Below are 12943 nucleotides of genomic sequence, written 5' to 3' on the forward strand. Positions count from 1 at the left end.
AGTAGGGAGAAATGCCGTCAAAGATTGATTCGTACAAAGATCTTCTTGTTTGGCAGCAAGCTATGGACTTGGCAGTTTCAACTTATGAACTCACCCGATCCTGGCCCAGGGAAGAACTCTACGGATTGACTGGTCAGGCCCGCCGTGCCGCTTCGTCCATCCCCGCCAATATCGCTGAAGGTTTCGGTCGGGAGAGCAGAGCATCCTACCAGCACTTCTTAAAGATCGCGCAAGGATCGCTTAAAGAACTGGAAACGCATTTGCAAATTGCCCAACGTATCGATCTCGCCCCCGCGAATTCGATCGCACCACTGATGAGTTCAAGCGAAAGCGTCGGCAAACTGTTGCGACTCCTCATCCGCAAGCTATCCGACAGCTAGTTCTACTGCCTTACTGCCTTACTGCCTTATTCCCCTATTGCCCTAATCTGTGTACCGCCCCATGCCCTACCAGTCCCCCATTTCACCCGGCCGCTCATGGTATGAGGATACTGCCGGCCCGCGACCGGAATATCCTGCGCTTGAAGGTAGCCGAAAGGCTGATGTCGTCATCATAGGCGGCGGTTTCACCGGCCTGTCCGCAGCAGCCCATCTCGCCAAAGCCGGCAGCGATGTCGTGCTGATCGAGGCACACCGCTTTGGCGATGGCGCATCCGGCCGCAATGGCGGCCAGCTCGGCACCGGGCAACGCGCCTGGGCCGAGGAGATGGAGGCGGAATATGGCCTGACCCGGGCCAAGGCGCTGTTCGACATGGCCGAGGAAGCCAAGACGCATCTCCTGGAATTTGCCGAGGCCAACAGGATCGACATCGACTATATGCCGGGCCAGATGTCGGTTGCTCACAAGAAGCGCTTCGTCGATGACTACAAGGCGCATGCCGAGATCATGGCAAACCGCTTCGACTATCCGCACCTCTCCTTCATGGATGCCAAGCAAACGGCCGAGCGGCTTGGCTCGACACATTATTTCGGCGGCGTTCGCGACGCCGGTACTGGCCATATCCATCCGCTCAAGCTGGTCGTCGGCACGGCGCGCATCGCTGCCGAGGCCGGTGCGCATCTCTACGAGAACACGCCCGCGACCGGCGTCGCCACCAATGGCGGCAAGGTCCAGGTCACGACGCCGAAGGGAACGGTCACTGCGGACAAATGCCTGATCGCGGTCAACGCCTATGGCGGCACGCTGGAGCCGGTCAGCGCCGCCCATATCATGCCGATCGGCTCGTTCATCGGCGCAACCGTGCCGCTCGGCGCCGGCTCGCCCGTGCTGCCGGGGGGCGAGTCGGTCGACGATTCCCGCTTCGTCGTGCGCTATTTCCGCAAGTCGAAGGACGGGCGCCTGCTGTTCGGCGGCCGCGAGATCTATGCCGTCAACGACCCCAAGGACATCCACATCCATATCCGCAAGCAGATCACCGAAATCTACCCATCGCTGAAGGATGTCGAGATCACGCATGGCTGGGGCGGTTATGTCGGCATCACCGTTCCGCGCAAACCGTTCGTGCGCGAAGTCATGCCCAACGTCATTTCGGCCGGCGGCTATTCCGGCCATGGCGTGATGCTGTCGAATTTCGTCGGCAAACTTTATGCCGAAACGGTCGGCGGCAACCGCGACCGGCTGAAGCTCATCGAGGACCTGAAAATCCCCTCCTTCCCCGGTGGACGTACATTCCGCACCCCGCTCCTGTTCCTGGCATTGAACTGGTTCGCGCTGCGCGACCGCTTCTGAAATCAATCGACGTGGCGTTCAGTCGTCCGCCACGTCGCGCGCGATGTCCCAGAAGGCCTTGACCAGCTTGCCGCTGGAGCGTTCCCGCAGGCAAATCAGGGCTTCATCCATCAGCGTCTCCGGCCCGTCGATGAGGATCGGCTTCAAACGTGCATCAAGACCGAATTCCGCCTTGGTGACGAAGCCCACGCCGACACCTGACGCCACGATTTCCCGTATCGCCTCGCGACCCTCGGCTTCGATCGTCGGCACCAGTTCGACGCCCATGCTCTCGGCCAGAGATTCCAGCTTGTACCTGGTCTTGGAACCGCGTTCGCGCAACACAAGCGGCTGTTTGGCGAGATCGGCGAGGTTGAGTTTGCGCGCGCCAGCCAAAGGGTGATTGTGGGCGACGAAGGCGACAATCGGCGAGGAGTTGAGCTTCAGTATATCGAACTCACGCCCCTGCGGGATTTCGCCCAGCACGCCGATATCGGCCTCGTAGGCAAACAGGCTGGTGATGACGCTCTCGGTGTTGCCGGCGCGAACCGTCACCTGAATGCCGGGATATCTGGCGCGGAACCGGCCGAGTATCTGGACAAGATGGTGCGCGGCGTCGGCGACGATGCGCAAGGTGCCGGCCCGGAGCGCGCGCGATTCCGATAAAAGGTCGAGCGCCTGCTGCTCGGTATCGAACATGCGGTGCGTGATTTCCAAAAGACGCTGACCCTGCTGGGTGAGCGTGACTTGCTTCTTGTGCCGATTGAACAGGAGGACGTCATATTCCTCCTCCAGCTTGCGCACCTGGTCGGAGATGGCCGGCTGGGTCAGGAACAGCGCTTCCGCGGCCCTCGAGAACCCACCGCAGACGGCGACGTGATGAAAGGCACGCAATTGCACATATCGCATCGGTGACACCACCATCTATAAGGTAGAATAATGCAACTATAGAAACTAACGAATTGACTTATGTAAAGCGGAAAGTGAACCTGTTTCATTGTCCGATCGAGGCCGGCCATGCATTTCTCGCTCATCCTGCTGCACCTCGCGGGTGCTACTTTGCTGTTGCTCTATGCGGTGCACATGGTTCGCACCGGCATGGAACGCGCCCATGCCTCGACGCTGAGGCGGCTGCTCGGCAATGCGAAGGGCAGCGAGGTCAAGGCGCTTTTCGGCGGCACGGTGGTGGCGGTGGCGCTGCAGAGCTCCACCGCGGTCGCAATGCTGGCCTGCGGCTTCGCCGCCAGCGGCATGCTTGCCCTGCCGGTCGGGCTTGCGCTGCTTCTCGGCGCCGATTTCGGCTCGGCGCTGGTCGTGCGTGTGCTGTCCTTCGACCTCGGCTGGCTGATCCCCGTCTGCCTGCTCGTCGGCGGCATCATGCACCTCAAGATTCCCGGCCAGACCGTGCGGGAGACGGGCCGAATGATCCTCGGCGCGGGCTTCATGCTTCTGTCGCTGAGGCTGATCGGCGAGGCGACCGGGCCGTTGCGGGACGCCGCCCTGCTGCCTGCGCTGTCAGGCTATCTCGCCAGTGACTACGTCACCGCCTTTCTGCTGGGCCTTGCCTTCACCTGGCTCATCCACTCCTCGGTCGCCGCGGTGCTGATGATCGCGGCCTTCGCGGCGCAAGGGCTTGTTCCGCTCGAAGCCGGCGTGCCGCTGGTCCTGGGCGCCAATGTCGGCAGCGGCCTGATTGCCTTCTGGCTGTCGCGCGGCATGCCGGTGCAGGCGCGGCGCATTCCGGTCGGCAACCTTCTGTTTCGCCTTGCCGGTGCCATCATCGCCCTCGCGCTGATCGAGGCGCTGGCCCTGCCGGTCGAAAAACTGGGAGGCGCAGGCGCGGCGCTGGTCAATCTCCATGTCGCCTTCAACGCCTGCCTCGCCGTCGTCAGCTTGCCTTTTGCCGGAGCGATGGCCCGGCTGACGTTGCGCCTGATCCCCGACCCTGTCGCGAAAGACGGCGAAAAAGGCTTGCTTGGCCGCCGCACCTCCGCGCTCGATCGTACCGTCATCGGCAATCCGAAGCTCGCTCTCACCAGCGCCACGCGTGAACTGCTCAGGATGGGAGAGCTCATCGAATCGATGTTTGCCCCGGTCATGCATCTTCTGGTCGATGGATCGAAAGAGGAGATCGCCCGGGTCCAGAAGATCGATGAAGACGTCAACAGCACCCATACCGAGATCAAGCTCTACATAGCCGAGCTCAATCGGGGCGGCTTGTCCGCACAGGATATACGCCGCGGCATCGAGCTTACCGATGTCGCCATCAACCTCGAACATGCCGGCGACATTGTCGCCAAGAACCTGCTCGCGCTGGCGGCGGAACGCGCCCAGAAACGGCTCGCATTTTCGACTGCCGGCCTCGAAGAAATGAAGGAACTTCACGCACGCGTGGCTGAAAACCTGCAGCTGGCACTGAACGTGCTGGTTTCCAACGACCTGTCCACGGCCCGCCAGCTTGCCGCGGAAAAGGAACGGGTGCGCGACATGGAGCGGCACAGCCACGAACAGCACCTGATGCGGCTGCAATCCGGCATCGCAGAAAGCATCGAAACCAGCGACATCCACCTGGAAGCGGTGCGGGCCCTGAAGGAATTCAACTCGCTTCTGGTCACGGTTGCCTATCCGCTGTTGATGGAAAACGGCGACCTGTTGACCAGCCGCCTGGCTCGCATCGGCTGATGCATAAGTATAATCTATATACGGATACAAAATAACGATTTTTCAAATGCATCACGACACCGCATCATGGCCACGATCAATGATAGTCGATTGGAGAAACGGCCATGTCGGACGAGGCGACATTAGCAACAAACGGCTTTGAACGGCCAGCACTGGGCGAACCCTATCTGCTGACGCCGGGTCCACTCACCACCGCCTATTCGGTCAAGCAGGCCATGCTCCGGGACTGGGGGTCATGGGATGCCGATTTCCGCGCCATGACGGCCGATCTGCGCCGCCGCCTGCTTGCGCTCACCGGCGACAGCAAGGGCGAGTTCGACTGCGTGCCGATCCAGGGCAGCGGATCGTTCTGCGTCGAGGCCATGCTGGGCTCCTTCGTGCCGAAGGACGGCAAGGTGCTGGTGCTTGCCAACGGCGCATACGGCCTGCGCGCAGCACAGACGATGCAGTATCTCGGCCGGGCCCACACACTCATCGACAAGGGCGACTACATGCCGCCGCGCGGTGACGAGGTGGCGGCCGCTCTGGATGCCGACCCGGCGATCACCCATGTCATCGCCATTCATTGCGAAACCAGCTCCGGCATCCTCAACCCCGTCGCCGAGATTTCGGAGGCTGTCTATGCCAAAGGCCGCAAGCTTCTGGTCGATTCGATGAGCGCTTTCGGCGCCATCCCGCTCGACGTCAACGAGATCCGCTACGAGGCCATGGTTTCCTCGGCCAACAAATGCATCGAGGGCGTGCCCGGTTTCGGCTTCGTCATCGCCAAAAAGAGCGAACTGGAAGCCGCCAAGGGCCGCAGCCACTCGCTGTCGCTCGATATCCATGCGCAATGGGCGACGATGGAAAAGACCGGTCAATGGCGCTTCACCCCGCCGACACATGTCGTCGCGGCATTTCTCGAGGCTCTCAAGATCCACGAAGCCGAAGGCGGCGTCCCAGCCCGTGGCGCCCGTTACATGAAGAACCGCGATGTCATGGTAGCTGGAATGCGCGAGCTCGGTTTCGAGACGCTGCTCTCCGACCGCTGGCTCTCGCCGATCATCGTCACATTCTTCTGTCCGGCGCATGAGAACTTCGCCTTCGACCGCTTCTACGAGTTCATGAAGGACAAGGGCTTCATCATCTATCCGGGCAAGCTCACCGTGGTGGATTCCTTCCGCGTCGGCTGCATCGGCCGCATGGACGAGCACGTCATGCGCCGCGTGGTCGAAGCCGCCGCCGCCTCGCTCGCCGAAATGGGTGTGACCGATGCCGCTCCGCCCCGCGAGGCGCTCGACGAACGCGCCAAGCTCGCTGCCTGAACCCCGCCCCAACCAGGAAGAACTCCGATGAACCAGATGTCCCCCGTCAGCGTCACCGCGAATGGCCGCACCTATGCATGGCCGCGCATTCCGGCGATCGCAATCTGCCTCGATGGCTGCGAGCCGGCCTATCTCGACGAGGCGATCAAGGCCGGCCTGATGCCGGCTCTGGTAAAGATCAAGGAAAAGGGCACGGTGCGTACGGCGCACAGCGTCATCCCGAGCTTCACCAATCCCAACAACATGTCGATCGCCACGGGTCGCCCGCCGGCAGTCCACGGCATCTGCGGCAACTACCTCTACAATCCGGAAACGGGCGAAGAGGTGATGATGAACGATCCGAAGTTCCTGCGCGCGCCCACCGTGTTCAAGGCATTCTACGACGCCGGCGCCAAGGTGGCGGTCGTTACCGCCAAGGACAAGCTGCGCGCCTTGCTCGGCAAGGATCTCGGTTTCGATGACAATCGCGCCATCTGCTTCTCGTCTGAGAAGTCGGCTTCCACGACGAAGGCCGAGCATGGCATCGACAATGCCTCGAAGTGGCTCGGCCGTCCGGTGCCGGAAGTCTATTCGGCCGAACTGTCGGAATTCGTCTTCGCCGCCGGCGTCAAGCTTTTGAAGGAATTCCGGCCGGACGTGATGTACCTCACCACGACCGACTACGTGCAGCACAAATATGCGCCGGGCGTGCCGCAGGCCAACGCCTTCTACGAGATGTTCGACAAGTACCTGGCCGAACTCGATGCGCTTGGCGCCGCAATCGTCGTCACCGCCGACCACGGCATGAAGCCCAAGCACCATGCCGACGGCTCGCCCAACGTCGTCTATGTGCAGGACCTGCTCGACGAATGGCTCGGCAAGGATGCCGCCCGCGTCATCTTGCCGATCACCGATCCCTATGTCGTCCACCACGGCGCACTGGGCTCCTTCGCCACCGCCTATCTGCCGAAAGGAGCCGACCGCGAGGCGATCATGGCAAAGCTGCGCAAGGTCGAGGACATCACGTTGGTGCTCGGCCGCGAGGAAGGTTGCGCCCGCTTTGAACTTCCCGAAGACCGCATCGGCGACATCATCATGGTTTCGGGCGAGAACAAGACTATCGGCACCTCCGAGCACCGTCATGATCTGGCCGCGCTCAACGAGCCGTTGCGCTCGCATGGCGGCCTGACCGAACAGGCGGTGCCCTTCATCACCAACCGCAGACTGTCGGACCAGCCGGATGCACCGGCGTTGCGCAATTTCGACGCCTTCTACTACGCCGTCATGGCGGCGGCCCAGCCGGTTAATTGAGGACAGGGTCATGACCAAGGCCGAGACAGCCATCAAGGTTAGGCATGAACCGATGCGCATAGCCGGCCGCAAGGTCGATGCCGGCGATGTCGTCGAGGTGCGCTATCCGTGGAACGACACCGTCGTCGGCACAGTGCCGGCGGGCCGGGCCGAACACGCCCGCGAAGCCTTCGAGATCGCGGCGAACTACACGCCGAAGCTGACCCGCTACGAGCGCCAGAAGATTCTGCTGCGCACAGCGGAACTCCTCAATGCCCGCAAGGAAGAGATTTCCGACCTGGTGACGCTGGAACTCGGCATCTCCAAGCAGGACTCGCTCTACGAGGTCGGGCGCGCCTTCGACGTGTTCACCCTGTCCGGCCAGATGGCGATCCAGGATGACGGCCAGATCTTTTCCTGCGACCTCACCCCGCACGGCAAGCAGCGCAAGATCTTCACCACGCGCGAACCGCTGAAGGCGATCTCGGCGATCACCCCGTTCAACCACCCGCTCAACATGGTCTCGCACAAGGTCGCCCCGGCCGTCGCCACCAACAATTGCGTGGTGGTCAAGCCGACGGAGCTGACGCCGATGACGGCGCTGGTGCTGGCCGACATCCTCTACGAGGCGGGGCTGCCGCCGGAAATGCTGTCGGTGGTCACCGGCTGGCCGAAGGATATCGGCGACGAGATGATCACCAACCCCAACATCGACCTGATCACCTTCACCGGCGGCGTTCCCGTCGGCAAGCTGATCGCGTCGAAAGCCGGCTACAAGCGCCAGGTGCTGGAACTCGGCGGCAACGACCCGCTGATCATCCTCAACGACCTCTCCGACGACGACCTCGCCAAGGCTGCCGATCTTGCCGTTGCCGGCGCTACCAAGAATTCAGGCCAGCGCTGCACCGCCGTCAAGCGTATCCTCGTCCAGGAAAAGGTCGCCGACCGCTTCGTGCCGCTGGTGCTGGAGCGGGCCAAGGCGATCAGGTTCGGCGACCCCCGCGATCCGGCCACCCAACTCGGCACCGTCGTGCACGAGAAGGCAGCGGCGCTGTTTGAAAAGCGTGTCTACATGGCCGCCGAGCAAGGCGCCGAGGTGCTCTACGATCCCGGCCGCAAGGGCGCGCTGTTGCCGCCCATCGTCGTCGACCGGGTGCCGCATGGCTCCGAACTGGTCATGGAGGAGACCTTCGGCCCGGTCGTGCCGATCATCCGCGCGCCCGACGATGACGATGCCCTCATCGCGCTTTCCAACTCCACCGCCTTCGGCCTGTCTTCCGGCGTCTGCACCAACGACTTCCGCCGCATGCACAAATACATAGCCGGCTTGCAGGTCGGCACCGTCAACATCTGGGAAGTCCCCGGCTACCGGATCGAGATGAGCCCCTTCGGCGGCATCAAGGATTCGGGCAACGGCTACAAGGAAGGCGTCATCGAGGCCATGAAGTCCTACACCAACGTCAAGACCTTCTCGCTTCCCTGGTAAGAAAGAGACAGAAAATCGTGACATTCGATCTGGCGGTTGTCGGAGCAGGCATCATTGGCCTTGCGCATGCCTTGGCCGCGGCAAAGCAGGGTTTGCGTGTCGTCGTCATCGACAGGGATATGCAGGCCAACGGCGCCTCGATCCGCAACTTCGGTCTCGTCGTGGTGTCCGGGCAGGATCCGGGCATCTCGTTGCAGCGGGCGCAGCGCACGCGCGAAGTCTGGCTCGACGTTGCCCCGCAAGCGGGCATCGGGGTCGTCCAGCAAGGCATGCTGGTCGCAGCCCAGCGCCCAGAGGCTGTTTCACTGTTGGAATCCTTCCACCGAACCGAGCAGGGGCAACAATGCCGGCTCCTGAGCAGCAAGGAAGTCAGCTGCCACCAGCCGCAACTCGATGCCTCCAAGATCGCCGGCGGCCTGCACAGCCCGTTCGAGCTTCGCGTCGAATCGCGCGAGGCGATCCCGAAACTCGCCGCCTTCCTGGCCGAGAAGCACTCGGTCGAATTCCGGCGCGGCGTCTCCGTGCTGTCGCTTGCACCGCCTTGCGTGGAAACCAGCCATGGAACAATCAAGGCGGACAAGGTGGTCGTTTGCCCCGGCGACGACTTTGCTACACTCTATCCGGACAGAATCGACAGGTACGGCGTGCGCCGTTGCAAGCTGCAAATGCTGAGATTGGCGAATCCCGGCTTTGACTTGCGCTCGACGCTCATCTCGGACCTCAGTCTGATCCGTTACGAAGGGTACGCCCAATTGCCGGAGGCCTCGCGCTTGCAAGCCAGACTCAATCACGAATGCCCACGGGCGCTGGAAAACGGCGTCCACCTGATTGTAGCTCAGAGCGCGGATGGTTCGCTGGTCGTCGGCGATTCCCACCATTACGGGCAAACGCTCGACCCCTTCGGCTCCGCGGAAGTGGATGACCTCATCCTGGACGAACTCGCCATCCTGTTCGGCAAGGCTCCAGCCGTGGAGGCGCGATGGACGGGCACCTATGCGACCGCTTCCGACACGCCTGCCTTCATCGACGCGCCGGAGCATAATGTCCGTCTCGTCATGATCACCAGCGGAACCGGCGCCAGCACCGGCTTTGCCATCGGCGAGGAAACCATCGCTGGCCTGTTCGGCTGACGGGCGCACCGGATTGTCCGCAACCGCGCTATCGATCGTCCTCTTCGCCGCGTTCCTGCATGCAAGCTGGAATGCGGTGGTCAAGGCTGCGCCCGATCGCGCGCTTACGCTGGCGGCGGTCTCGGGTGTGCATGCCTTGGCAGGTTTCGTGCTGATCTCGATTTCCGAGCCGCCAGCACTATCGAGCTGGCCGTCCATCGCCACCTCGACCATCATCCACTACGGCTACTACGCGCTGCTTTTCCACGCCTACCGGCTGGGCGACCTCGGCCAAGTCTATCCGATTTCGCGCGGCATGGCGCCGGCGCTGGTGGCGCTCGGCACGTTTCTCCTTATTGGCGAGAAGTTGACCGGCCTCGGCTGGACCGGTCTCGGCCTCGTCACCTTCGGCATCGGCCTGCTCGCGCTGCAACGGGGCGCGGCCGACGCCGACAGGAAAGCCATCGGCGTCGCCGCCCTGCTCGGCATGAGCATCGCGGCCTATTCGGTCGCGGACGGTATCGGCGTTCGCCTTTCGGAAAGCCCGACCGGATATATGGGTTGGCTCTTCCTTCTGGAATCGCCGGTTACTGTGGGCATCCTGTGGACCCGCAAGAGGGCCGGAGTGCCGTTCAGCTGGAACATCTTCGGCCTCGGTCTGATCGGCGGTCTGTTCGCCGTCACAGCCTACGGGCTGGTGCTCTATGCCAAGACCATCGCGCCCATCGGCGCCGTTTCGGCGGTCAGGGAATCGAGCGTCATCATCGCGGCCCTGATCGGCACGCTGCTTTTTCACGAACGACCCTGGCAAGGCCGGATCCTGGCCGCGACCGTGGTTGCCGCCGGCGTCCTCACGCTGGCGGTATCCGGCTGATTTAATTCACTAAAACAATGGTTTGCAGGCATGCCGGCAATACCGCCAAAGCCGGTGCCGCTTCAATATGACGGCGGTATTACAAATATCACCTCACCCTATGACCATATCGATTAAATAGATTTTACTTATCGACGCCTCTTCGCCACGATCCAGGCAAGGACGACATCGGCCGGCACCACGACCGGAAAAACGCCTGAGAGCACGAGCGTCCCGATGCACCGCAGCTTGTATCAAACCCCGGGGAACTCGATCATGAAGAAATCCGCATCACTCGTCCTCGCCGCCTTTGTGGCAAGCCTTTCCGCTTCCGCCGCTTTCGCCGAGACGAACCTGACCGTCTACACTGCCGTCGAAGCCGTCGACCTCGACCGCTACAAGGCCGAATTCGAAAAGGCCTACCCGGACATCAAGATCAACTGGGTCCGCGATTCCACCGGCGTCATGACCGCCAAGCTGCTTGCCGAGAAGGACAATCCGCAGGCCGACGTCGTCTGGGGCCTCGCCGCCACCTCGCTTTTGCTGCTCAAGGGCGAGGGCATGCTGGAGGCTTATGCACCAGCGGGCGTGGAGAAACTCGATCCACGCTTCGTCGATACGACGACACCGCCGACATGGACCGGCATGGACGCCTACGTCGCGGCGATCTGCTTCAACACCGTCGAAGCCGGCAAGCTCGGCATTCCGGCTCCCAAGAGCTGGAAGGACCTGACCGAGCCGGAATACAAGGGCCATGTCGTGATGCCGAACCCGAACTCGTCCGGCACCGGCTTCCTCGACGTTTCCGCCTGGCTGCAAATGTTCGGCGAGAAGGACGCTTGGGCCTTCATGGACGGCCTGCACGAAAACATCTCGGCCTACACCCATTCCGGCTCGAAGCCCTGCAAGATGGCGGGCGCCGGTGAAACCGTCATCGGCGTATCGTTCGAGTTCCCTGGCGCCAAGGCAAAGAGCGCCGGCGCGCCGATCGAGATCATCTTCCCCGAGGAGGGATCTGGCTGGGAGGCCGAGGCCACCGCGATCATCGCCGGCACGGCCAATCTCGAAGCCGCCAAGAAGCTGGTGGACTTCTCGGTCTCCAAGGAAGCCAACGAGATGTACAATGTCGGCTACGCCGTGCTTGCCTATCCGGGCATTGCCAAGCCGGTGGACAACCTGCCGCCGAACGTTGCCGACCACATGATCAAGAACGACTTCGAGTGGGCGGCCAACAACCGCAAGGCGATCCTGACGGAGTGGGCCAAGCGCTACGACTCCAAGTCCGAACCGAAGACCTGACCTGACTTCACCGGGCGTCGCGAAAGCGGCGCCCGCATTGTATCCTGAACAGCGATGGATCGTGAGATGAAACACGAAACCGTAGCCGCAGCGGCGGCTGCACGGGTGCATCTTGCGCCCGAAGCCGGGAAGGCAGCAGTTGTGAAACCGAGCTACCTCAAGATCGAAAACATCTGGAAGGCGTTCGGTGACTTCACCGCGCTGAAGGGCGTGTCGCTGGAGATCAACGAGGGCGAATTCATCTGTTTTCTTGGTCCGTCCGGCTGCGGCAAGACGACCCTGCTGCGCGCCATAGCGGGCCTCGACCTGCAGACGCGCGGAACCATTCATCAGGCGGCAAAGGACATCTCGACCCTGCCGCCATCGCGGCGCGACTACGGCATCGTATTCCAGTCCTATGCGCTGTTTCCCAATCTGACCATCGAGAAGAACATCGCCTTCGGGTTGGAAAATGCCAAGCGGTCCAAGCCCGAGATCGCGGTGCGTGTCGCCGAACTTCTGGACCTGGTTGGGCTCTCGGCCCAGGCGAAGAAATATCCAGCCCAGCTTTCCGGCGGCCAGCAGCAGCGCATCGCGCTTGCCCGCGCCATGGCGGTTTCGCCCGGTCTTTTGCTGCTGGACGAGCCGCTTTCCGCGCTCGACGCCAAGGTGCGCGTGCATTTGCGCCACGAGATCAAGGAACTGCAACGCAAGCTCGGCGTGACCACCATCATGGTCACCCACGATCAGGAAGAAGCGCTTTCCATGGCTGACCGCATCGTGGTCATGAACCATGGCATCATCGAGCAGGTCGGCACTCCGACCGAAGTCTATCGGCATCCGAAAACGCTGTTCGTTGCAGATTTCATAGGCGAGACGAACCGGTTCCCCGGGAAGATCCGGGCCAACGAAACTGTCGCGCTGTCAGGCACGGAACTGTCATGCGCTCCGCATGACATCGCCGTCGGCAGCGATGTCACCGCCGTCATACGCCCCGTTGACATCATCCCGCACAGCCTCGACAGCGCGGAAGCGGTGAAGACGCCGGAAAACCTGATCGACGTTACCGTCGAGGCCATGGAGTTCCTCGGTGCGTTCTGGCGTACGCGTCTTTCCTCGCCACGCTTCGAGGATCGCGTCCTCGTCGCCGACTTCTCGATCAATGCCGTGCGCCGGCTCACTATCGAGGTCGGCGGGCAGATGCGCGTGGAATTACCGCGTGAGCGCCTGCTCGTCTTTGCCAAGGATCGCTGAG

Annotated in this window: 11 protein-coding genes; 10 read left to right on the forward strand and 1 reads right to left on the reverse strand. The window is 62.2% G+C overall.

Annotated features, from left to right (window positions below):
• Positions 1 to 11: 11 nt before the first annotated feature.
• On the forward strand, positions 12 to 380 hold the full coding sequence (locus ASD50_RS01865; RefSeq protein ID WP_056235154.1) for a four helix bundle protein: 369 nt from the start codon (positions 12 to 14) through the stop codon (positions 378 to 380).
• Between the two features lie 61 nt (positions 381 to 441).
• Entirely contained in the window at positions 442 to 1728 is a 1287-nt protein-coding gene (locus ASD50_RS01870; protein WP_056235158.1) for an NAD(P)/FAD-dependent oxidoreductase, read from the forward strand.
• 18 nt (positions 1729 to 1746) lie between these two features.
• Here ASD50_RS01870 and ASD50_RS01875 read toward each other — a convergent pair whose 3' ends face one another.
• Positions 1747 to 2616 carry a LysR substrate-binding domain-containing protein gene (locus ASD50_RS01875; protein ID WP_056235316.1) on the reverse strand — a complete coding sequence of 290 codons (870 nt, stop codon included), beginning with the start codon at positions 2614 to 2616 and terminating at the stop codon, positions 1747 to 1749.
• Positions 2617 to 2724: 108 nt separating this feature from the next.
• Between ASD50_RS01875 and ASD50_RS01880 the strand changes: the two genes are divergently transcribed.
• From ASD50_RS01880 to ASD50_RS01915, 8 genes are all read left to right on the forward strand, one after another.
• Positions 2725 to 4389, forward strand: coding sequence for a Na/Pi cotransporter family protein (locus ASD50_RS01880; RefSeq protein WP_056235163.1), 1665 nt, complete (start codon positions 2725 to 2727; stop codon positions 4387 to 4389).
• Between the two features lie 104 nt (positions 4390 to 4493).
• Complete coding sequence (locus ASD50_RS01885; RefSeq protein ID WP_056235167.1) at positions 4494 to 5693, forward strand: 2-aminoethylphosphonate--pyruvate transaminase; 1200 nt, start codon at positions 4494 to 4496, stop codon at positions 5691 to 5693.
• A gap of 27 nt (positions 5694 to 5720) precedes the next feature.
• The gene (gene phnA, locus ASD50_RS01890) at positions 5721 to 6983 is read left to right on the forward strand and encodes a phosphonoacetate hydrolase (RefSeq protein WP_056235170.1); all 1263 of its coding nucleotides are present in this window, start codon (positions 5721 to 5723) and stop codon (positions 6981 to 6983) included.
• A 10-nt stretch (positions 6984 to 6993) separates the two neighbouring features.
• Positions 6994 to 8448 carry a phosphonoacetaldehyde dehydrogenase gene (phnY, locus tag ASD50_RS01895; RefSeq protein ID WP_056235174.1) on the forward strand — a complete coding sequence of 485 codons (1455 nt, stop codon included), beginning with the start codon at positions 6994 to 6996 and terminating at the stop codon, positions 8446 to 8448.
• Positions 8449 to 8465: 17 nt separating this feature from the next.
• Positions 8466 to 9578 (forward strand): TIGR03364 family FAD-dependent oxidoreductase, encoded by a 1113-nt coding sequence (locus ASD50_RS01900; RefSeq protein WP_056235177.1) that lies wholly within the window; start codon positions 8466 to 8468, stop codon positions 9576 to 9578.
• Between the two features lie 13 nt (positions 9579 to 9591).
• Positions 9592 to 10431, forward strand: coding sequence for a DMT family transporter (locus tag ASD50_RS01905; RefSeq protein ID WP_056235182.1), 840 nt, complete (start codon positions 9592 to 9594; stop codon positions 10429 to 10431).
• Between the two features lie 255 nt (positions 10432 to 10686).
• Positions 10687 to 11709: a putative 2-aminoethylphosphonate ABC transporter substrate-binding protein gene (locus ASD50_RS01910; protein ID WP_056235186.1), complete on the forward strand. Its 1023-nt coding sequence runs from the start codon at positions 10687 to 10689 to the stop codon at positions 11707 to 11709.
• A 66-nt stretch (positions 11710 to 11775) separates the two neighbouring features.
• Positions 11776 to 12942, forward strand: coding sequence for a putative 2-aminoethylphosphonate ABC transporter ATP-binding protein (locus ASD50_RS01915; protein WP_056235318.1), 1167 nt, complete (start codon positions 11776 to 11778; stop codon positions 12940 to 12942).
• Position 12943 lies beyond the last annotated feature (1 nt).

This window comes from Mesorhizobium sp. Root552, assembly GCF_001427285.1.
Taxonomy (GTDB): domain Bacteria; phylum Pseudomonadota; class Alphaproteobacteria; order Rhizobiales; family Rhizobiaceae; genus Mesorhizobium.